The organism is Massilia sp. CFBP9026 (assembly GCF_034045165.1).
Taxonomy (GTDB): Bacteria; Pseudomonadota; Gammaproteobacteria; order Burkholderiales; family Burkholderiaceae_D; genus Telluria; species Telluria arenae.
The window spans coordinates 1-19,892 of record NZ_JAXCWH010000011.1; the positions used below are offsets into that span (position 1 = coordinate 1).

Annotated in this window: 17 protein-coding genes; 11 read left to right on the plus strand and 6 right to left on the minus strand. The window is 66.8% G+C overall.

From position 1 onward, the window contains the following. Nucleotides 1-351 precede the first annotated feature (351 nt). Complete coding sequence (locus SOM28_RS22500; protein ID WP_123071340.1) at nt 352-2,106, minus strand: glutamine--tRNA ligase/YqeY domain fusion protein; 1,755 nt, start codon at nt 2,104-2,106, stop codon at nt 352-354. A gap of 165 nt (nt 2,107-2,271) precedes the next feature. Here SOM28_RS22500 and SOM28_RS22505 point away from each other — a divergent pair, with 165 nt between their 5' ends. From SOM28_RS22505 to SOM28_RS22525, 5 genes are all read left to right on the plus strand, one after another. Beyond that, nucleotides 2,272-2,565 carry a DnaJ domain-containing protein gene (locus SOM28_RS22505; protein ID WP_320469526.1) on the plus strand — a complete coding sequence of 98 codons (294 nt, stop codon included), beginning with the start codon at nt 2,272-2,274 and terminating at the stop codon, nt 2,563-2,565. A 61-nt stretch (nt 2,566-2,626) separates the two neighbouring features. Continuing rightward, nucleotides 2,627-3,136, plus strand: coding sequence for a hypothetical protein (locus tag SOM28_RS22510; RefSeq protein WP_320469527.1), 510 nt, complete (start codon nt 2,627-2,629; stop codon nt 3,134-3,136). Beyond that, entirely contained in the window at nt 3,126-3,911 is a 786-nt protein-coding gene (locus SOM28_RS22515; RefSeq protein ID WP_123071343.1) for a hypothetical protein, read from the plus strand. Before SOM28_RS22510 ends, SOM28_RS22515 begins: the two co-directional genes overlap by 11 nt. 17 nt (nt 3,912-3,928) lie before the next feature. Then, on the plus strand, nt 3,929-4,807 hold the full coding sequence (locus SOM28_RS22520) for a hypothetical protein (protein ID WP_320469528.1): 879 nt from the start codon (nt 3,929-3,931) through the stop codon (nt 4,805-4,807). A gap of 10 nt (nt 4,808-4,817) precedes the next feature. Further along, nucleotides 4,818-6,029, plus strand: coding sequence for an MFS transporter (locus tag SOM28_RS22525; RefSeq protein ID WP_320469529.1), 1,212 nt, complete (start codon nt 4,818-4,820; stop codon nt 6,027-6,029). A 92-nt stretch (nt 6,030-6,121) separates the two neighbouring features. Here SOM28_RS22525 and infA read toward each other — a convergent pair whose 3' ends face one another. Further along, nucleotides 6,122-6,391 carry a translation initiation factor IF-1 gene (gene infA / locus SOM28_RS22530; protein WP_123071346.1) on the minus strand — a complete coding sequence of 90 codons (270 nt, stop codon included), beginning with the start codon at nt 6,389-6,391 and terminating at the stop codon, nt 6,122-6,124. A 550-nt stretch (nt 6,392-6,941) separates the two neighbouring features. Here infA and SOM28_RS22535 point away from each other — a divergent pair. The 4 genes from SOM28_RS22535 to SOM28_RS22550 all read left to right on the plus strand — a co-directional run bounded on the left by SOM28_RS22535 (nt 6,942) and on the right by SOM28_RS22550 (nt 11,480). Continuing rightward, on the plus strand, nt 6,942-8,420 hold the full coding sequence (locus tag SOM28_RS22535) for an ATPase domain-containing protein (RefSeq protein ID WP_123071347.1): 1,479 nt from the start codon (nt 6,942-6,944) through the stop codon (nt 8,418-8,420). Beyond that, nucleotides 8,407-10,137 (plus strand): response regulator, encoded by a 1,731-nt coding sequence (locus SOM28_RS22540; RefSeq protein ID WP_123071348.1) that lies wholly within the window; start codon nt 8,407-8,409, stop codon nt 10,135-10,137. The genes SOM28_RS22535 and SOM28_RS22540 overlap by 14 nt, the downstream gene beginning before the upstream one ends. Nucleotides 10,138-10,233: 96 nt before the next feature. Next, a complete protein-coding gene (locus SOM28_RS22545) occupies nt 10,234-10,791 on the plus strand; it encodes a sigma-70 family RNA polymerase sigma factor (protein ID WP_320469530.1) in 558 nt (185 codons plus the stop codon). Then, nucleotides 10,788-11,480 (plus strand): anti-sigma factor, encoded by a 693-nt coding sequence (locus SOM28_RS22550; RefSeq protein WP_320469531.1) that lies wholly within the window; start codon nt 10,788-10,790, stop codon nt 11,478-11,480. The genes SOM28_RS22545 and SOM28_RS22550 overlap by 4 nt, the downstream gene beginning before the upstream one ends. Nucleotides 11,481-11,520: 40 nt before the next feature. On the opposite strand, the gene SOM28_RS22555 is transcribed toward SOM28_RS22550, so the two are convergent. Next, entirely contained in the window at nt 11,521-13,182 is a 1,662-nt protein-coding gene (locus tag SOM28_RS22555) for a DUF4394 domain-containing protein (protein WP_320469532.1), read from the minus strand. A gap of 203 nt (nt 13,183-13,385) precedes the next feature. Beyond that, nucleotides 13,386-14,579: an MFS transporter gene (locus SOM28_RS22560; protein WP_320469533.1), complete on the minus strand. Its 1,194-nt coding sequence runs from the start codon at nt 14,577-14,579 to the stop codon at nt 13,386-13,388. 104 nt (nt 14,580-14,683) lie between these two features. On the opposite strand from SOM28_RS22560, the gene SOM28_RS22565 reads away from it, so the two are divergent. Beyond that, nucleotides 14,684-15,598 (plus strand): LysR substrate-binding domain-containing protein, encoded by a 915-nt coding sequence (locus tag SOM28_RS22565; RefSeq protein WP_320469534.1) that lies wholly within the window; start codon nt 14,684-14,686, stop codon nt 15,596-15,598. A gap of 127 nt (nt 15,599-15,725) precedes the next feature. Then, a complete protein-coding gene (locus SOM28_RS22570; protein WP_123071354.1) occupies nt 15,726-16,049 on the plus strand; it encodes a hypothetical protein in 324 nt (107 codons plus the stop codon). Nucleotides 16,050-16,053: 4 nt separating this feature from the next. Here the strand turns inward: SOM28_RS22570 and SOM28_RS22575 are convergent, their stop codons facing one another. Further along, on the minus strand, nt 16,054-17,307 hold the full coding sequence (locus SOM28_RS22575; protein WP_123071355.1) for a CaiB/BaiF CoA transferase family protein: 1,254 nt from the start codon (nt 17,305-17,307) through the stop codon (nt 16,054-16,056). Between the two features lie 109 nt (nt 17,308-17,416). Beyond that, nucleotides 17,417-19,735 (minus strand): family 1 glycosylhydrolase, encoded by a 2,319-nt coding sequence (locus tag SOM28_RS22580; RefSeq protein ID WP_320469535.1) that lies wholly within the window; start codon nt 19,733-19,735, stop codon nt 17,417-17,419. Nucleotides 19,736-19,892 lie beyond the last annotated feature (157 nt).

Sequence of the window (19,892 nt, forward strand, 5' to 3'; positions counted from 1 at the left end):
GGGCTATCAAACGCCTGCCGCCGTCGAAGCCGCATTCCGTGTGCCTAAATAACTGTCCAGAAAGTCCGGACCACCTCAGGTCTGACATTCGGACACAAGCTCAGCCGTATTAACCAAGCCATTGTTGAGGCCGTGTCCGAATGTCAGATGTGACCCCGCTTGTGACCCCGCTTGTGACCCCGCTTGTGGAAGCGTCGTTCCCGCGGAGGCGGGAACCCAAGTTTCTGATCGCACCACTCGCGTCGCGCGTAGCGGCAGCGAAAAGGACTTGGGTTCCCGCCAAGGCGCCCGGCGAGGGCGGGAACGACGTTTTTCGGCTAACGAAAGTGGTGGCGTCGGCGATTGGCCGGCTTACTTGCCCCAGCTATCCTTGAGCGTGGTCACACGATTGAACACCGGCTTGCCCGGTTGCGAATCGACGCGATCCGCCACGAAGTAGCCATGACGCTCGAACTGGAAGCGCTGGTCTGCCACGGCATCCTTCAACCCCGGTTCCAGATAGGCGGTAATGGTCTCCAGGGCGTTCGGATTGAGCACCGACTTGAAGTCCTTGCCGCCCGCGTCCGGTTGCGGATCGGTAAACAGGCGGTCGTACAGGCGCACCTCGGCTTCGAGCGCACCTGCCGCGCTGACCCAGGTGATATTGCCCTTGACCTTGTAGTTATCCGCGCCCGGCGTGCCCGACTTCGAATCCTCGAAGTACTTCACGTGCACGGCGATAACCTTACCGTCGGCATCCTTGTCGAAGCCGGTGCACTCGACCACGTAGCCGTACTTCAGGCGCACGCGGCTGCCCGGCTGGTCGCCCACTGGCGGGGTGAAGCGGAAGTAACCCTTGGTCGGGGTTTCCATGAAGTCTTCCTGCTCGATCCACAGCTCGCGCGTGAACGGGAAGGTGCGCTTGCCCATTTCCGGATGGTGCGGATGGACCGGCGACGAGCATTCCACCGACTCGCCTTCAGGGAAGTTATCGACGATCAGTTTCAGCGGGCGCAGCACGGCGATGGCTCGAGGCGCCTTCGGATCCAGGTCGTCGCGCAGCGCGCCTTCCAGCGTGCCCATGTCGATCCAGCCGTCGGCCTTCGAGACGCCGATGCGCTCGCAGAACAGCTGGATCGATTCCGGCGTGTAGCCGCGGCGGCGCAGGCCGACGATGGTCGGCATGCGCGGGTCGTCCCAGCCGGTCACGGTGCCGTCGTCGACCAGCGCGCGCAGCTTGCGCTTGGAGGTGACAACGTACGTCAGGTTCAGGCGTGCGAATTCATACTGGCGCGGCACCGGCTTGTTGAAGAAGCCGCCCTCGGCCAGGGTCGCCACCAGCCAGTCGTAGAACGGACGGTGGTCCTGGAATTCCAGCGTGCACAGCGAGTGGGTGATGTTCTCGATCGCATCCGAGATCGGATGCGTGTAGTCGTACATCGGGTAGATGCACCAGGCGTCGCCCGTGCGGTGGTGGTGCGCATGGCGGATGCGGTACAGGGCCGGGTCGCGGTTGGTCATGACCGGGGACGCCATCGCATCCTCGCTCATCTTGGCGCGCAGGATGTGTTCGCCATCCTTGTACTTGCCGGCCCGCATGTCGCGGAACAACTGCAGCGATTCCGCGGCCGGGCGGTCGCGGAACGGCGAGTTGGTGCCCGGCGTGCCGAAATTGCCGCGGTTTTTCGCCATGTCTTCGGCGCTCTGGCTGTCGACGTAGGCGTACCCCTTCTCGATCAGGTACTCGGCCATCTTGTACAGCTGTTCGAAATAGTCGCTGGCGTAGTACAGGTGTTGCTGGCCCTCGCGCTCCCACGAGAAGCCGAGCCACTTGACGCTATCCATGATGGTGTCGACGTATTCCTGGTCTTCCTTCTCCGGATTGGTGTCGTCGAAGCGGAGGTGGCACAGGCCGGCGTAGTCGCGCGCCAGGCCGAAGTTCAGGCAGATCGATTTCGCGTGGCCGATGTGCAGGTAGCCGTTCGGCTCCGGCGGGAAGCGGGTAATGACCGGGGGTAAACCATCACGTTTGTGCGTGCCGGCGGCCAGGTCGGATTCGACGATCGCACGGACGAAGTTCGACGACGGTGCATTGCCCGGCGCCGGGGTATTCTTGTCGTTGCTCATGAAATAGTTCTGGAAGGGTAAGTTGGGGGGCATTTTACCGTACCCGGAGGCGGCTGAGGTTGCCCGCGTCGCGAGGCGGACATGGGCGCTCGCGCCACGTCCGGCGTTTTCTATAGGATAATCTCTGTTTACCGTATTTTAAGATAGTTGCCGGGAGAGTTTCTGTTGGAAAATTTATATGCGATCCTCGGCGTCGCGCCGAACGCCACCGACGACGAGATCAAGAAAGTCTACCGCTCGCTGGCCATGCGCTACCACCCGGACCGCAACCAGGCGCCCGGCGCGGAAGCGCGTTTCAAGGCCGTCACCAAGGCCTACGAGATCCTCTCGGACCGCGCCAAACGCGATGAATACAACCAGAGCGTGAACCACCGCATCGTGCTGGATGCCGAGGCCGAGGCCTTCGAGTTGTGGCGCTCGCTGTTCGCGCTCAACGGCGTAAACCTGCCGGCCAATTGACCCGGCACTACGGCAACACTGGATGCGGCCGAGCCGCCGCGTCCCATCAACAGGATAGAACATGAAGAACGTACATCCCGAATTCTCCTTCCAGTCGCGTGAGCTGGAAGGCCAGATCGAGGGCACCCTGGGCGACCCGCCCAACCGCAAGAACTACGACATGATGGTCGGCGCGCTGGTGTCCGAATACGCCGACGGCGGCGGCATCGACGACGTCAATATGATGGCGTTCGCCCTGGTCGACAAGATCCGCTTCCTGGATCCGAAGGGCCTGATGCGCGAAGCGGCCGACTACGCCGACGGCGACCCGGCGCGCGTGTTCGCCATGGCCGAGTGCAATGGCGACGACGGCAAGGCGATGTATGAAGGCATGACCGCCAATTACCCGGAACTGGCGCGCCAGGCCATCATCACTGCCTTCCTGTTCAAGAACCAGAACCGCTGGGATGACGAGGACCAGTCGATCGAGCAGCTCGGCCGCAACGACGACGGCGACGACGTCGACGACAACGGCGACGCCACCGACGACTTCACCGGCCTGTTCGACGAAGGAGACCGCGATGAGCGATGAGAGCAGCAAATCCAATCTGCCGGCCCTGGTCAGCCAGGTCGGTGAGCTGGTGCTGGCCGGTTCGCTGGAGCACGCCGAAGAGGTGTTCTCCAAGGCTGCCGACGAGCATGGCGACTACGCCGTGGCCCAGGTCCTGACCGAGCTGCCGCCGCAAGTGACCGCGCTGCACCTGTCGGGCTTCGATGGCGGCAAGACTTCGCTGGCCACCATGCTGGTGCCGCCCAAGGCCTGGGCCGACAGCCTGGCCTTCATCGCCGCCACCTGGCCCGACAACCTGATCGAGGACGATCCCGAGCGCATCGCCGAGAACCTGTTCAACCACGTGCACGGCGTGGTCTACGCCCAGGACGACGAAGAGCGCCGCAACGAGCTGCTCGAGGCGGCATCCGCCACCGACCATGGCGCGACGGTGTTCGCCATCCTGTGGTCGCTGGCGCCGAAGGAAATCCTGGAAGTGGCGGGCGAGATCCTGTCGAAAGGCCGCTACGTCAGCGGCCAGACCAGCGCCGACAGCGACATCGTGCCGCTGGCGGTCGACCTGGCCAAGGCCACCGAAGACGGCTGGGAGCGTTCGCTGCTCGAGCTGTTCCCGGAATTCCGCCACAGCGCCGAGATGGCCGAGATCGAGCTGCCCGACGATCCGGACGAAGAGTCCGAATTCATGCAGCGCTCGACCCGCGACCTCCTGCTGCGCCTGCGCAAGCAGGTGCCGTCGGTGCGCAGCATGCCGCGCCGCAGCCCGCGCCGCAGCATGGGCTCGGACATCTTCTCGTGACGGGAGCCGCCGCTTATATGCTGCCAGCCATCGTCATCGAACAACCGCCGCGCCTGATCCGCGCGATCAGGCTGCTGCCGGGCGAAGCCACGCCGGAAGAAGCGGCGATCCTGGCCGACGAGCTGTCCGGGATCACCGCGATGGTGGCCGAGAAGTTCACCAACGACCGCACCGCCGAAGGGATCGCGCGCGCGCTGCTGCTGACCGTGGGCGGGGTGTCCTTGGGCCTCGAGCACCTGATCCAGAGCGTGGACGAGGGCGACCTGGACGCGCTCGACATCCTGGTGGGGGAGGGCGCCGAACACGCCTTCCAGGCCGGTTTCCGCATGATCCGCGAGCTGGCCGCGCTGCCCGAGGACAGCCTGGTGAGCGAGTACGACAACGATCCGGTGTACGCCCAGCGGCGCCTGAAGGAGCTGTTCGTCGACATCTGCACCGCCGATCCGGGCGAATCGTGGTCGGGCTACGAGCGCTTCCTGGGCCAGGTCCAGCAGCGCCAGCAGGTCCAGGCGACCGTCAAGGCCGCCGAGTGGCTGCGCAAGAACCACTACGAGGGCCCGGTCAAGGATCCCGACCTGAACTCGGAGGGCGTGATCGCGCTGGCCATCATCTTCGCGGCCGAGGGTGGCGCGCGCATCACGGCGCGCACCGGACAGAGCGAGTTCGAGCGCTTCGTGAAGGCGCTGCGCAAGCACCAGCCGGACTTCGAGCAAGGCTGGGCCGAGTTCCTGGCGCGCATCCCGCCGGCCCACCAGGCCGTCGTCGCCGAACGCATCGACATCTACCGCAAGCATTGCACGGTGCTGGAACAGATCGGCACGAAGGCGACGATCGCCCAGCTGATGACCGAGCTGGAGAACTACGCCGGTTCCGAAGTGGACCCGGAATATCCTTGAGCACGCCTGCATGAGCACCCCCGGCGCACGCATCGCCGCCGGTAGCCCGGCCTTCCGGCGCATCAACCGCGCGATGGCGTTCGGGGGCTTTTCCATCTTCGCGCTGCTGTACTGCGTCCAGCCGCTGATGCCGCTGCTTGGTCATGACTTCCGGCTGTCGCCGGCCCAGAGCAGCCTGGTGCTGTCGGTGTCCACCGCCACCCTGGCGCTCGCGCTGCTGGGTTCTTCCAGCGTGGCCGAGCGCTTCGGCCGCAAGCCGGTGATGGTGGCCTCGATGATCAGCGGCGCGGTGCTGACCCTGGTCTGCGCCTTCGCCGCCAACTACACGCAACTGGTCGCCGTACGCGGCCTGATGGGCCTGATGCTGGGCGGCTTGCCGGCCGTGGCCATGGCCTACCTGAGCGACGAGATCGAGCCGACCTCGCTCGGCCTGTCGATGGGCATGTACATCAGCGGCAGCGCCTTCGGCGGCATGAGCGGGCGAGTGATCTCGGCCTTCATCAGCGATGTCGCGTCCTGGCGCGTGGCGGTGGGCCTGCTCGGCGCGGCCGGGCTGTACGCGGCCTGGGAATTCTCGCGCAGCCTGCCGCCGTCGCGCCATGGCGGCGCGCTGCCGGCGCGTGGGCCCGGTTTCGTCGACGGCCTGCGCATCCATTTGCGCGACCCGGGCCTGCCCTGGTTGTTCGCGCTGCCGTTCCTGCTGATGGGGGCCTTCGTCAGCCTCTATAACTACATCGGCTACCGCCTGCTGGCGCCGCCGTTCGGGCTGCGCCAGAGCGCGGTCGGGCTGCTGTCGCTGCTCTACCTGCTGGGCATCTTCAGCTCGATGTGGGCCGGCAAGCTGGCCGACCGCCTGGGCCGGCGCAACGTGCTGTGGCTGGTGATGGGGGTGATGATCGCCGGCTTGCTGGTGACGCTGGTCGATTCGGTGATTGCGGTGGTGCTGGGCGTGGGCCTGGCAACGTTCGGCTTCTTCGCCGCCCATTCGGTGGCCAGCAGCTGGGTCGGACGGCGCGCCCAGCCGCCGCAGGCGCTGGCCTCGGGTATCTACCTGTTCTTCTATTATCTCGGCTCGAGCGTGGTGGGGTGGTTCACCGGCTATGTATACGAGCACTGGGCCTGGCCCGGGGTGGTGGCGCTGCTGGGCGCGATCCTGGGCATCGGCCTGCTGATCGCGCTGCGCCTGCGCACGCTGGCGCCGGTCGCCGTCAGCGGCAGGTAGGGTGGAAGCAAGCGCGTAACCCTGACAGTGCGCGCACAAATGAAAACGCCACGCTGGGCGTGGCGTTGCTTACCGATGAGTGCTGGCGCCGATCAGCGGCGTGCCGCGCGGTTCACCGGAGGACGCGGGCCGGTGCCGGTCTTGCCGAGGTGGCGGAAGGTGATGCGGCCCTTGCTCAGGTCGTAGGGCGACAGTTCCAGGCTGACCTGGTCGCCGGCGATGATGCGGATGTGGTTCTTGCGCATCTTGCCGGAAGTGTAGGCGATCAGCTTGTGGCCGTTTTCGCAATCGACGCGATAACGCGAATCGGGCAGCACTTCAGAGACGACGCCATTCATTTCGATGAGTTCTTCTTTTGCCATGATTGGGCTCCTGTTAGTTTGAATACGAGTATATCTGGCCGGCCTGGCGCAAAGGCGCCCGGGCCGGCGGGTGAGACGGCCCGCGCAAGCGGGCTACGTAAGGTGACCGGGGCGGCGCGGCGCAGGCGCCATGCCGGGGAATGAGAAAGCCCGCACACGCGGCTGGCTTCAATTCGATGTCAGGTATGACGGTTACTTCGTTGGGTGCGACGGCCCGCGTTCCGCGTCGCGCTTCAGGGCTGCGCTGCTGGCGCAGTATTCGTCCGCCGGAACACGATATGGGGACGGAATCAGGAATTACCAGAGGCAATCTCGTGTCGCCAGCCCATCGCGCGAGCGCAAGAGGCTTGATCGATGCCGCACAAGTGATAGTGTAGCACGGTTGGCGCTGCGCTGTCCCGGCCCCGCCTCGATAGAGATATAATCCCAGCAATATCCGTTGTTCCGCGGCTGCACCGCGCGCGACACTTTCCATCCAGGCCATCCCCATCCCGTCCTTGTGCGAAGGCCCGGATGCGCGTGGACCGGCCTACAGCCAGGGCTGCATTTCATGAACGACCGCACTTCGACCGGCATTCCCGGTCTGGACGACATCCTGGGTGGTGGCCTGACGCCAAAACGCCTGTACCTGGTCGAGGGTTCGCCCGGCGCCGGCAAGACCACCCTCGGCCTGCAATTCCTGCTCGACGGCGTCGCCCGGGGCGAGAGCGGCATGTACATCACGCTGTCCGAGACCACCGACGAGCTGCTCGCGGTAGGCCGCAGCCATGGCTGGGACCTGGGCGCCCTGGCGATTGTCGAACTGGCCGGCGACGACGACCTCGACCCCGACTCGCAGCAGTCGGTGTTCCATCCTTCCGAAATCGAGCTGGGTGAAACCACGCGCAAGGTGATGGACCAGGTCGACGCCCTGCGGCCGTTGCGCATCGTGTTCGACAGCCTGTCCGAGGTGCGCCTGCTGGCCCAGAACCCGCTGCGCTACCGGCGCCAGATCCTGGCGCTCAAGCAGTTCTTCTCGGCACGCGACTGCACCGTGCTGCTGCTCGACGACAAGACCGCCGAATCCGACCAGCACCTGCACAGCCTGGCCCATGGCGTGATCAGCCTGGAGCAGATCACTAGGGAGTACGGCAAGGAGCGGCGCCGGGTCAACGTCATCAAGATGCGCGGCATCCGCTTCCGGGGCGGCTTCCACGACTACACGCTCGACACCGGCGGCATCGTGATGTATCCGCGCCTGGTCGCCGCCGAACACGTACGCGATTTCTCGCCGCAGGTCGACTCCAGCGGTTCGGACGACCTCGATGCGCTGCTCGGCGGCGGACTGGTGCGTGGCACGAATACCCTGCTGGTGGGGCCGTCCGGCATCGGCAAGACGACACTGTCGACGGGCTGCCTGCTGTCGGCGCTGGAGCGCGGCGAGAAGGCATCGTATTACCTGTTCGACGAAGGGCTCGGCACCTTCTTCGCCCGCAGCACCCAGCTCGGCCTCGACCTGCGTCCCTATCTCGACAATGGCCAGCTCACCATCGACCACTTCGATCCGGCCGAGCTGTCTCCCGGCGAATTCGCCCAGAAGCTGCGCGACGCGGTCGACCGGCGCCGCAGCCGCTTCATCGTCATCGACAGCCTGAACGCCTATCTGCAGGCGATGCCGGGCGAGCACTTCCTGATCCTGCAGATGCACGAACTGCTGTCCTACCTGAACCAGCAGGGCGTGACCACGATGATGATCCTCGGCCAGCACGGCCTGATGGCCGATGCGCGCACCGACGTCGACCTGAGCTACCTGAGCGACAGCACGGTGCTGCTGCGTTTCTTCGAGGCGGGCGGCAAGGTGCGGCGCGCGATCAGCGTGATCAAGAGCCGTACCACCGAGCATGCCACGACCATCCACGAGCTGCTGCTGGGCCAGGGCGGGGTGGTCATCGGCGCGCCGCTGGACGGGTTCGAGGGCGTATTGTCGGGTATGCCAACCTACCGTGGGGACACGCCGCTGATGGCGCAGGCCGTGCATGCACCGGAGTAGCCCGCACGAAGAACGGATACTGATTTTCGCGCCCCTCGGGCGCGATGCCGATGTCATGGCCTCGGTGCTGCAGCGTGACGGGCTCGGATGCGAGGTCGCCACCGACTTCGCCGACCTGGCAAGCGCCATCGCCGAGGGCGCGGGCGCCGCCATCCTGGCCGAGGAAGCCCTGCACGGCGTCGACGTCGCGACATTGCACGCCTGGCTGGGACGCCAGGCGCCGTGGTCCGATTTTCCTTTTGTCGTATTGCTTGGCAAGACGATCGGCCTGCAGCAGGGTGCGGCGCGCGCGCGCCTGGGCGACCTGGGCAATGTGATCCTGCTCGAGCGTCCGCTCAACGTCCAGACCCTGCGCAGCGCCACCGTGTCGGCGCTGCGCGCGCGGCGCCGCCAGTACCAGGCGCGCGACGTGCTGGCCGACCGCGAGCGCACCGCCGCCAGCCTGCAGCACAGCCGCCAGGAGCTGGTGGCGCTGAACGAAACGCTGGAGTCGCGCATCGAGGAGCGCACCCGCGCGCTGGCCCAGGCCAACGACCGCCTGATGAACGAGATCATCGAGCGCGAACGGGTGCAGCAAGCGATGGCGCAGTACCAGAAGATGGAAGCGGTGGGGCGACTCACCGGCGGCATCGCCCACGACTTCAACAACCTGCTCAACGTGGTCCAGGGCAGCATGGACCTGATCCTGCTGATGTCGAAGGACGAGGTGGCCAAGGGCCGCGCGGAGATCGCGCGCAAGGCCTGCCAGCGCGGCGGCAAGCTCACGCGCCAGCTGCTGGCCTTTGCCCGCAACCAGAGCCTGGACCTGCGCGAGACCGAGATCGGCTTTCTTTTCGACGGCGTGCGCGAGCTGGTCTCCACCTCGCTCGGTTCGCGCATCCGGCTGCGCTTCGAGGTCGACGCCGACTGTCCGCCGGTGCTGGCCGACGCCAACCAGATGGAGATGGCGCTCCTGAACCTGGCCCTCAACGCGCGCGACGCGATGCAGGATGGCGGCGAACTGGTGTTCGTCGCCGCCTGCGGCGAACCATCGCCGGGCTTCCTGCCGCCGGGCGACTATGTGCGCATCGCCGTCACCGACAGCGGCGAAGGCATGGCGCCCGACCTGGTGGCCAAGGTGTTCGAACCCTTCTTCACGACCAAGGGCGTTAAGGGCACCGGCCTGGGCCTGAGCCAGGTGTACGGCATGGCGCAGCAGTCGGGCGGCGCCGCGCGCATCCTCAGCGAGCCGGGCGTCGGCACCACGGTGGAAATCTGGCTGCGCACGGCGGGCGGCGAGGAAGACGCCGAGCCGGCGCCGCCGGCGCGCATGCCGGCCGAGAGGCAGGCGGCGCGCATCCTGATCGTCGAGGACGACGCCTTCGTGCGCGAGTCGATGGTGTCCTCGCTCGAAGCGCTCGGCCACACAGTGCGCCAGGCGCCCGACGGCGAGGCGGGCCTGTGCGCGCTGCACGCCGAGCGGCCCGACCTGCTCATCACCGACTACCTGATGCCGGGCATGACGGGCGCCGAACTGGTGCAGCGCACGCGCGCGATGTTCCCCGGCCTGCCGACGATCATCGCCACTGGCTACGCCGACATGAAGGCGATCGAGCAGGTGATCGGCGACGGCGTGGTGCTGCGCAAACCCTTCCAGCTGGCCGAGCTGGCGATCAGCGTCGGCCAGGCGCTCGACCGCCAGCGCCAGGGCGACGGCGGGGCGGCGAAGGTCCACTGACGCGCAAGCGTGCAAGCCACTTTCACCTGCCCAACTATAATTGCCGCTCATCGGGAGCCGGCAGGTCCCGGACCATCCACCCGAGAACGGCCCGTAATGACGACTGCACCCGACCACTTCGACTATGAAGCGCACCTCGCCGCCTGCGCGCGCGGCGACCGGCAAGCCCTGCGCCGCCTGTACGACCAGGAAAGCCCGCGCCTGCTGGGCGTCGCCCTGCGCATCGTGCGCGAACGCCAGGCGGCCGAAGATGTGCTGCACGACGCCTTCGTGAGCATCTGGACCCGCGCCGCCGGCTTCGACGCCACCCGTGGCTCGGGCCGCGGCTGGATGTACACCGTGGTGCGCCACGCGGCGCTCGACGCGGTGCGCGATGGCGCCCGCGAAATCAACGTCGACGAGGAAGCGTTCGATGCCCTGGGCACGGATACCTTCGATCCCGGCATGCAGGACGCATTCGAACTGCGCCAGGACATGGGGCGCCTGCACGACTGCCTGAACCGCCTCGACGTCGCCAAACGCAACAGCATCCTGCATGCCTATGTCGACGGCTTCTCGCACAGCGAGATCGCCGAACGCCTCAAGTCGCCGCTGGGGACGGTCAAGGCCTGGATCAAGCGCGGCATGAGCGCGCTGCGGGAGTGCATGGTATGAATCCGACCCACGACCCCTACGAGCTGGCCGGCGAATACGTGCTGGGCACGCTGTCGCGCAAACGGCGCCGCGAGGTGGATGCCATGCTGCCGAACGACGCCACGCTGCGCGCCGCCGTCGCCTACTGGGAAGAACGGCTGATGCCCCTGAACGCGCTGGTCGCGCCGGAGGCGCCGTCAGGCGCCCTGTGGCCGCGCATCGAGCGTAGCCTGGGGCCAGTGACCGCAGCGGCAGCCGTCCGTCCGGGCTGGTGGGAACGCCTGGGCCTGTGGCGCGCCCTGGCCGCCGGCGGCTTCGCGGCCGCCGCGATCATGGCCGCCGTGGTCGGCGTGCGCCAGTTCGAGGTCGAGCAATCGCGCTATATGGTGGTGCTGGCCGCGCCGCAGAACGCGGGGCCGGGCTGGGTGCTGGAGCTGGTGGCCGACGACACGCTGCGCCTGGACCCGCTGGTCACGACCGAGGTGCCGGCCGATCGTGCGCTGCAGCTGTGGACCAAGGCTGACGACTGGGAAGGTCCGGTCTCGCTGGGCCTGGTCAAGCCGGGAGAGTCGGTCGAGGTCAAGCTCGCCAACCTGCCGAAGGTGGTGCCGAACCAGCTGTTCGAAATCACATTGGAACCGGCCGCCGGATCACCGATCGGCCGTCCGACCGGGCCCATACTCTATATCGGGCGCGCGGTCAGGATATAGAAGACCGGGTGGCAGCCCGCATGCCGCCACCCATCTCCTATCAGCGCAGCCAGATCGCGATGTCGCGCACGCCTGGCCCGCCGTTGCCGCTACTGCTGCCGATCACCGACGTCGCCGGCGTTGCCACGCCATTGACCAGGGTTGCCGCACCGGTCGTCAGGTTGACCCGGTACAGCGAGCTCGGGCCGCCGGCCGCGGTGCGCAGCGCCGCCAGCACCAGGCCATTTTCGCCGCCACCGATGTCCATGGCGGCCGCGCCCGCCACCGTCACGCCCAGCGCGCCGACGTTGACCAGCGTGCCGTCGTTCGGCGGATTCTGCAGCGCCAGCACCGAACTCGCGCCATCGACGTCGAACAGCTGGGTCGAGGCCGCATTCGGGATGCTGTTGGTGTAGGCGGCGGCCACGACGCGTGGCGCCACGCCGGCGCGGTTAATATTGCCGTCAGTGGTGGTGGCGCCGGTGTCGACGTTGATGCGCAAGCTCTGGCCGCTGTCGCTGATCACGCGCAGGCGATCAGCGGCCGGGTTGAAGTCGACCGCATACGACGTTCCCTGCATGGCAGTGTAGGGCGCGGTCGTGTCGGTGGCGTCGGCGCTGAGCGTCGCCTTGACGGTGGCGGCGCCGGTGGCCGGATCGATGGTGACCAGGCGCGCGGTCGAGGTCAGGCCGTACAGCATGCCGTCCTTCGGCCGCACGTCGATGCCGACCAGGGTTTCGCCGCCCGCCAGGCCGGTGATGGCGACATTGGTGTCGATGGTGTTGGGCGAAGCGACCTTGAAGCCCAGCAGGCGATTGTCGTCCGAGAGACCCAGCAGGACCGGCGCCGTGGCGCCGCGCAGCGCGATGCCGCGGATGTCTTCGGTCACGCCGAGTGCGCCGATCAGGTTGGTCGGGGCGCTGGTGGCGGCCAGGTTCACGCCATATAGATTGCGTGCTCCGCCGACGGTGGCGACCATATAACCCATATTCGTGCGCGCATCGATGTCGAAGCCGTTCGCCGCGCCGATGGTGACGCCCAGCGGCACCGGCTTGGCCAAGGTGCCGTCGTTCGGCGGGTTCTGGGTGTACAGGGTCGAATTGGCGCTGTCGATGCCATACAGCGTGGTCGAGCCGGTGCCGGCGAGCGAATTGGTATACGCCGAGGCCGAGATCGCGGTGTTGGCGGCGCCGCCGTTGATGCTGCCGTCGGTGGTCGTGGCGCCGGTGTCGACGTTGATGCGCAGGCTCTGGCCGGTGTTGCTGACGATGCGCAGGCGGTCGGCCATCGGGTTGAAGTCGACACCGAAGCTGGCGCCGGCCAGGGCGGTGAACGGCTCCGTGGTGTCGGCGGCATCGGCGACGAGGCGCGATTTATTGGTGGCGGCGCCGGTGGCGGCGTCCAGCGTATACAGACGGCCGGTCGAGCCGACGCCGTACAGCATGCCGTCGGCCGGACGCACGTCGATGCCGACCAGGTTCTCGCCGCTCTGCAGGCCCGTCACCAGGACGTTGCTGCGGATGGTACCCGGCGTGGCGCGGTCGAACGAGACCAGGCGGTTGCTGGCGGTCAGGGCGACCACGTCGCCGACCGTCGCGGCCGGCGGCGGCGGGGTGGTCGGCGTCGTGTCGGAGTGGTGGTCGTCGCTGCTGCTGCCGCAGGCGGCCAGGGCCAGGGCGATCGAGGAAACGAGAACGAGTTTGGCGAATTGTGGTTGGGTCATGATGTGTCCTCAGTAAGAATTGCTTGTTTGAATTCGTTAGGAGCGCATCGCGGCCGGGTCGGCCTGCAATGTTGGCGCTTGTACTACTCGCCAGATGCAGGAATGGATGCACCTTGTGAAAAAAATATTTTCACAAGGTGTGCGGCGTGGGGGAAGTCACGTAATTCGTGCCGGCGGGCATGCCGTCACGTGGTGGAGATGCATTAACTCCGGCGCAGGCGCGCCACCAGCGGCGCCAGCAGCACGGCCAGCAACGCGAAGCCCGCCGCGATATAGCCGATCTTGTCCAGGCCAAGCAGCGGAATCGCCGCGCCGCCCAGCATGGCGCCAATGCCGATGCCGGCATTCGCGGCCGATACATTGGTGGTGCCGGCCAGCGCCTGCGAGTGGGTGGCCGATTTCATCACCCGTACCTGGCAGATCGGGAACAGCGCCGTGTACGCGATGCCCCACAGCGCCAGCACCGCGCAGAACAGGATCGTCGAGCCGGCGGCGGGCACCGCCAGCGCCATCGCCAACGCCAGGAGGCCCGAGAACAGCGCCGTGGCCTTCAGTGGTGCGCGGTCGACCACCTTGCCGCCCGCCCAGTTGCCGATCAGGCCGATCGCGCCGAAGCCCATCAGCCACCAGCCGACGTCCAGCGGCGCCACGCCGGCCACCCGCTCGAGGATGTCGGCCAGGTAGGTGTAGGCGGCGAACATGGCCGTAAATACCAGGATCGACAGGCCGACGTTGGCCAAGAAGTAGGGCTCGCGGAACAGGCGCGCCTGGGAACGGAAGTCCACGCGCTTGGCGCGCGCCACCGCCGGCATCAGGAACAGCAGTGCGAGCGCCATCGCCAGCGACAGGGCGGCCAGGATCCAGAACGCGTTGCGCCAGCCGATGCTGTTGGCGGCGATGGTGCCGAGCGGGATGCCGAACAGAAGGGCAGCCGAGATGCCCAGGTAGACCCGCGCCACGCCTTGCCCGGCCTTGTCGGGGCCGGCCAGTTCGGCCGCGGTCTCGCTGGCGGTGCCCCAGAACACCGGCAGCGCCAGCGCCGGAATGAAGCGCGCCAGCGCCAGCACCCAGATATTGGGCGCCAGCGCGGCCAGGGCATTGGACAGCGCGAACACGACCAGCACGCCGATGAACAGCGCCTTGCGGTCCAGGTGCGACAGCCAGGCCGTCAGCGGTGGACCGAACAGCATCACGGTGAAGGCGAACAGGGTCACCAGCTGGCCGGCAAGCGAGATCGAGATGCCGAGGTCGCGCGACAAGGCCGGCAGGAGGCCGACGATCAGGAATTCGGTGGTGACGATGACGAAGGCGGCGACCGCCAGGATCAATATCGACAGCGCGCCGGACGATGAGGATGCCGGGGCCGGCTGCGCGAGCGCGGAGGGTGATTGGGACATGATGTTCTTATTGGGATTAAGCGGGTTGCCATCCTATTTGAAATATCATTTCCTATCTCGGGCATTTTTTCTATACTTGGCGGAATATTATTCCGCAATCGATCATGCAAAACAGTGAACGCCTGAAAGGGGTGGATGTCTTCGTGGCCGTGGCGCAGGCCGGCAGCTTCATCCGCGCAGCCGAGCGCCTGCACCTGACCGGCTCGGCCGTCGGCAAGGCCATCGCCCGCCTCGAGGCACGCCTGGACGCGCGCCTGTTCGAGCGCAGCACGCGCCGGCTGGCGCTGACCGACGCCGGAACCCGCTTCCTGGCCGCCTGCACCCGGGTGCTGGGCGAGCTCGAGGAAGCCGAGCATGCCTTGCACACCGACGGCGAGCTGCTGGCCGGGCGGTTGCGGGTCGACCTGCCGGCCACCTACGGGCGCCTGGTCGTGCTGCCGGTATTGACGGCTTTCCTGCAGCGTTATCCGCGCATCAAGCCGGTGCTGTCCTTCACCGACCGCTATGTCGACCTCGAGGAAGAAGGCATCGATGTGACGGTGCGCATCGGCAGCCCGGAGGCCTGGTCGCCCGCGCTCGGGCATTGCCTTCTGGGCCAGGACCGCAAGGTGTTCTGCGCGGCGCCATCCTATCTCGCGGCCCATGGCGAGCCGGCCTCGGTCGAAGACCTGGTGGAACATGCGGTGATCATGTACGGCAAGGCCGATAGCCGCGTCAGTCCCTTGCTGATCCGGCGCGGCAACGCCCTGGTCGAGCAGCGTGCTTTCGATGCGCGAATCGTCACTGGCGACGCCGAAGTCCAGGCTGGACTGACTGTGGCGGGGCTCGGCATCGCCCAGATGTCGACCTGGCTGATCGAGCGCCATCTAAAGGACGGCAGCCTGGTCGAGGTGCTGCCGGACTATGCGACGCCCGCCTTGACGATGCACGTGGTATGGCCAAAGGCGAAACAGGACGTGCCGCGCGTGCGTGAGCTGGTCGACGTCTTGCGCGCGGCGCTGTCGCAGCCGGTGACATAAAAGTGCTAATGGGAACGCACCGTCATTGTCCCGCGGAACAGGTGAAATCGATGCTTGATAAACCGGGGATCCATCCTAAGCTGGAAGGCTCCAGTGGATTTTTCCACGCATTTTTCAGGAGGGCATCATGCTGCAAACTGCCGAAATCCAGCAACGCTTTAAAAGCGTCCAGCAAGTCGTGAACCAGGCCGAGCAGGTCTGCCAGAGTGACGGTAGCGTCCCCAGCGAAATCCGCGACTGCATCCACAAGATCGCCGAGCAAGCCGGGCGCGCACAAAGCGTCATGCAGTCGAACGACCAGTCGAGCATGATCCAGGCCATCGACGACCTGGAAGCCATGGGCGACGAGGCCAAGCGCGTCTGCACCTCGACCCGTCCGTCACCGCAAGTGCAATCCGTCATCGTGCGCGTGCACGACGAACTATCGAACCTGAAGCACCAGCTGCACTAAGCTTTCAGACAATTCCCCGTTCGCGCAAGGCCGCGATCTCTTCCTCGCTCCTGCCCAGCATCTCGCGCAGTACTTCCGTCGTGTGCTGGCCCAGCAGGGGCGGGGCCATCCCGCTCGTTGCCGGCGTGGCCGACATCCGGATCGGATTGCGCACCAGCTTGACCTGGCCCGCACTCGGATGCGGCAGGTCGATCGCCATCGCGCGCGCCTGCACCTGCTCGTTCGCGAACACTTCGCCGACGTCGTTGATCGGCCCGCAGGGCACGCCTTTTTCTTCCAGCAGCGCGATCCATTCGTCGCGTTTCTTCAGCTTGACCATTTCGGACAGCAGCGGCACCAGCAGCTCGCGGTTGTGCACGCGCAGCGGATTGGTGGCGAAGCGCGGATCGCCCGCCAGGTCCGGCCGGCCGCCGGCCTCGACGAATTTCTGGTACTGGCCGTCGTTGCCGGTGGCGACGATCAGGTGACCGTCCGCGCAGGCGAAGGTCTGGTAGGGCACGATATTGGCATGGGCATTGCCCCAGCGCTTGGGCGGCTTGCCGCTGTTGAGGTAATTGCTGCCGACATTGGCCAGCATCGCCACCTGCGTATCGAGCAGCGCCATGTCGATGTGCTGGCCTTCGCCCGTGCGGTCGCGATGGGTGAGGGCGGCCAGCACGGCCACCGTGGCATACATGCCGGTCATCAGGTCGGTGAGGGCGACGCCGGCCTTTTGCGGACCGCCGCCGGGCAGGTCGTCGCGCTCGCCGGTGACCGACATCAGGCCGCCCATGCCCTGGATCAGGAAGTCATAGCCGGCGCGGTGGGCGTAGGGGCCGTCCTGGCCGAAGCCGGTGATCGAGCAGTACACCAGGTCGGGCCTGATTGCCTTGAGCGATGCATAGTCGAGGCCATAGCGTTTGAGGTGGCCGACCTTGAAGTTCTCGAGCACCACGTCGCAATGCAGCACCAGCTCGCGCAGCAGGGCCTGGCCTTCGCTGCTCGCGATATCGACCGTGAGCGAGCGCTTGCCGCGGTTGGCCGACAGGTAATAGGCTGCCTCCAGCGTATCGTTACCCTGCGCATCCTTCGCATACGGCGGCCCCCAGGCGCGGGTGTCGTCGCCGGCGCCGGGGCGCTCGATCTTGATCACGTCGGCGCCAAGGTCGGCCAGGTTCTGCGAGCACCATGGGCCGGCCAGCACGCGCGAGAGGTCGAGCACGCGGATGTGGCCGAGGGCTTTCGGCAAGGAAGGGGAAGGTGGGCTGGATTGCGTCATGTCTCGATATTTTTTGTGCTATCGGAAAGCGTTGATTATAGCTATCCAGAAGCACGGCGCTTGCCAGCCGCATCCCGATGAGGCGCCGCGACGCCTCATCCGTTGGCGATCAGGTCCCTGACTGTGCCGCAGCGATCGTGTCCGCTTCGGCCTGGGTATCCCCACCGGCCACCTGCTGCCGGCTTTCGGCCTCAGCCTGCAGCGCGCAGCGTTCGGCCTTGTCGGCAGTGCGCAGTTCGACATAACGCCGCAGCGCATCGTCCAGCGCCGGCAGCAGCGCGCCGCGCTCGCTGTGCAGCGAGGAATAGGCCGGCCGCGCCGCCGTGAAGCCGAATTCGGCTGCCGGTTTCGCTTCCAGCGTCGCCGCATCGACGCCGGCCAGTTCGGCCGCGCGCCGCGCCAGTTCGGCCCAGGTCAGCGCGCCCTGGTTGGCCAGGTGCCAGATGCCGGCTTCGCGGTCCACTGCCAGGTCGAGGCAGGCGTGCACCAGGTCGGGCACATAGGTTGGTGAGATGGTCAGGTCGCTGGCGGCCACGAAGGCATCGCCGCGCTCCAGCGCATCGAGGGCCAGGGTCACGAAGTTGTGCTGGTCCCACGGGCCGAAGAAGGCGCTGGTGCGCACCACCAGTGCGCCCGGATGGTTCTCGAGCACGGCCCGTTCGGCATCGAGCTTGCTGCGGCCGTAGACGTTGAGCGGATTGGGCGTATCGGATTCGACATAGGGACGCTCGTTGCGGCCGTCGAACACCAGGTCGCTCGAGAAGGTGGTCAGGTGGATGTCGTGGCGTGCGCAGGCGGCGGCGAGGATGGCGGCGCCGTGCGTGTTCTCGCGCTGGCAGCGCTCCATCTCGTGTTCGGCGTCGTCCACCCGCACGTAGCCGCAGGTATTGACCACGGCCCAGGGCTTGTATTTGGCCAGCGCGCGCTCGACCGAGTCGGCATCGGCGATGTCCATGTCCTGGCGCGACAGCAGCTTGTAGGCCAGGTTGCGCTTGTCGCAGATGCGGGCAAAGGCGCGGCCCAGGGTGCCGGTGGCGCCGAGGATCAGGATCGGCGCGGCCGCCGTGCCCACCAGGCGGTGGCCGTCGGCCGCGATCGAGGTGAGCGCGTCGGGCGTGGCGACAGGTTGCTGGCACAGGAAGCGGCCCGGCCGGCGCCACCAGCCCTGGGCGCGCAGCACCGGATGCGACAGCGGCGCGCCGCTGGATAATTCGCGCATCATCCTGGCCAGCGCCGTCGGCCGCGGCAACGGCGAGCGCACGTCGAGCGGTCCGGGTTCGTAGTAGCCGCGCTCGACCGTCACCAGGCTGTTCCAGTCGAAGGAGCCGAGCAGGGCCCACACCGTGACCGCGCGCACGTCGACGCCGTTGTCGCGCGACTGCTGGGCTGCTTCCCAGATCTCGAGCAGCCAGCGCATCTGGTCTTCGCGGTTGGCGTCGATATGGGCTTCGGTGATGGCCAGCGGGATGCCGTAGCGCTCCCAGATCTCGGACAGCAGCGGGGCGATGCCCGGCGTCGGCGTGGCCAGCACGCGCGAGGCTTCGATGTCGGCGCAGGGGATGCCGTCGGCCATGCCGCGGTGATTTTCGGGGAAGCGTTCGGGACGGTGATCCAGCCAGCGCTCGCTGGTGACGTAGTAATTGACGCCGATGACGTCGGGCGGGCAGGGATTGTCGCGGAACCACAGGAGGTCTTCAGCCGTGGCGCCGCTCTTCTGCAGGTAGTTCCACAGGGCGTGCTCCGGGCCGACCATGCCGCACAGCAGGTCCCAGCCCAGCCAGCGGCGCTCGTTGTAGAACTCGGCCACGTGGGCCAGTTCGGGCGTGCTGTAGGTTTTGCCGAGGTCGTCGGTCTGCACCAGTTTCGCGTTCGGGTTGACGGCGCGGATGGCGCGCATCGACAGCACGGTGGCGCGGCACTGGTTGAGCAGGGCCTGGATGAAGGTGCGGTCGTTGCGGCCGTGCGGATACCAGACGCCGTACAGGCCGGCGAAGCGCGCCGTGGTGCAGATCTCGTTGACCGGGGTGTAGAACTCGAGCCAGGGATAGCGCGCGGCGACGGCGCCGGCGTAGTTGGCGAGTTCTTGCGCGAAACCGGGATCGACCAGGCTCGTGTGACGTGGTCCGCTGCCATGGTGGATCAGCCCGGCGATCGGGGTGACGCCAGCCTCGCGCAGGGCGGCCAGGCGCTCGTCCGGCCAACGCCAGTCGGCTCCATCGATGCCGTCCGGGGCGGTGCGTTCCCACAGGATGGGGTAGCGGATGGCGCGGATGCCGAGCGCGGCGAAGCGCTCGATGTCGCAGGCGCGCCCGCTATGGCCGTTGCGGTCCAGCTGGCTGAAATAGGTGTCTTGCACGCGGTTGACCGTGCATTCGAGTCCGCCCCAGAGTTCGAGGGGGTGTGCTGGGCTGTTCGTGCTCTTGTTCATGGTTGTTCTGATTCCTTGATTTTATGACAACAAAGTTTCGACAATGCGGCGCTACCGACGTTCACACTGCGTGGGGAGAGCCTTGCCTGCCGAGTCACAGTACCGGTAGCGGTTGACAGCGGCGCGCCAACCTGCAACCATGCGGTCCATGATCTTT

Bases quoted from the DNA above. Each gene is read 5' to 3' on its own strand.
- SOM28_RS22500 (WP_123071340.1), bottom strand. From the start codon at position 2,106: ATGAGCAACGACAAGAATACCCCGGCGCCGGGCAATGCACCGTCGTCG.
- SOM28_RS22510 (WP_320469527.1), top strand. From the start codon at position 2,627: ATGAAGAACGTACATCCCGAATTCTCCTTCCAGTCGCGTGAGCTGGAA.
- SOM28_RS22515 (WP_123071343.1), top strand. From the start codon at position 3,126: ATGAGCGATGAGAGCAGCAAATCCAATCTGCCGGCCCTGGTCAGCCAG.
- SOM28_RS22520 (WP_320469528.1), top strand. From the start codon at position 3,929: ATGCTGCCAGCCATCGTCATCGAACAACCGCCGCGCCTGATCCGCGCG.
- SOM28_RS22525 (WP_320469529.1), top strand. From the start codon at position 4,818: ATGAGCACCCCCGGCGCACGCATCGCCGCCGGTAGCCCGGCCTTCCGG.
- infA (WP_123071346.1), bottom strand. From the start codon at position 6,391: ATGGCAAAAGAAGAACTCATCGAAATGAATGGCGTCGTCTCTGAAGTG.
- SOM28_RS22535 (WP_123071347.1), top strand. From the start codon at position 6,942: ATGAACGACCGCACTTCGACCGGCATTCCCGGTCTGGACGACATCCTG.
- SOM28_RS22540 (WP_123071348.1), top strand. From the start codon at position 8,407: ATGCACCGGAGTAGCCCGCACGAAGAACGGATACTGATTTTCGCGCCC.
- SOM28_RS22545 (WP_320469530.1), top strand. From the start codon at position 10,234: ATGACGACTGCACCCGACCACTTCGACTATGAAGCGCACCTCGCCGCC.
- SOM28_RS22550 (WP_320469531.1), top strand. From the start codon at position 10,788: ATGAATCCGACCCACGACCCCTACGAGCTGGCCGGCGAATACGTGCTG.
- SOM28_RS22555 (WP_320469532.1), bottom strand. From the start codon at position 13,182: ATGACCCAACCACAATTCGCCAAACTCGTTCTCGTTTCCTCGATCGCC.
- SOM28_RS22560 (WP_320469533.1), bottom strand. From the start codon at position 14,579: ATGTCCCAATCACCCTCCGCGCTCGCGCAGCCGGCCCCGGCATCCTCA.
- SOM28_RS22565 (WP_320469534.1), top strand. From the start codon at position 14,684: ATGCAAAACAGTGAACGCCTGAAAGGGGTGGATGTCTTCGTGGCCGTG.
- SOM28_RS22570 (WP_123071354.1), top strand. From the start codon at position 15,726: ATGCTGCAAACTGCCGAAATCCAGCAACGCTTTAAAAGCGTCCAGCAA.
- SOM28_RS22575 (WP_123071355.1), bottom strand. From the start codon at position 17,307: ATGACGCAATCCAGCCCACCTTCCCCTTCCTTGCCGAAAGCCCTCGGC.
- SOM28_RS22580 (WP_320469535.1), bottom strand. From the start codon at position 19,735: ATGAACAAGAGCACGAACAGCCCAGCACACCCCCTCGAACTCTGGGGC.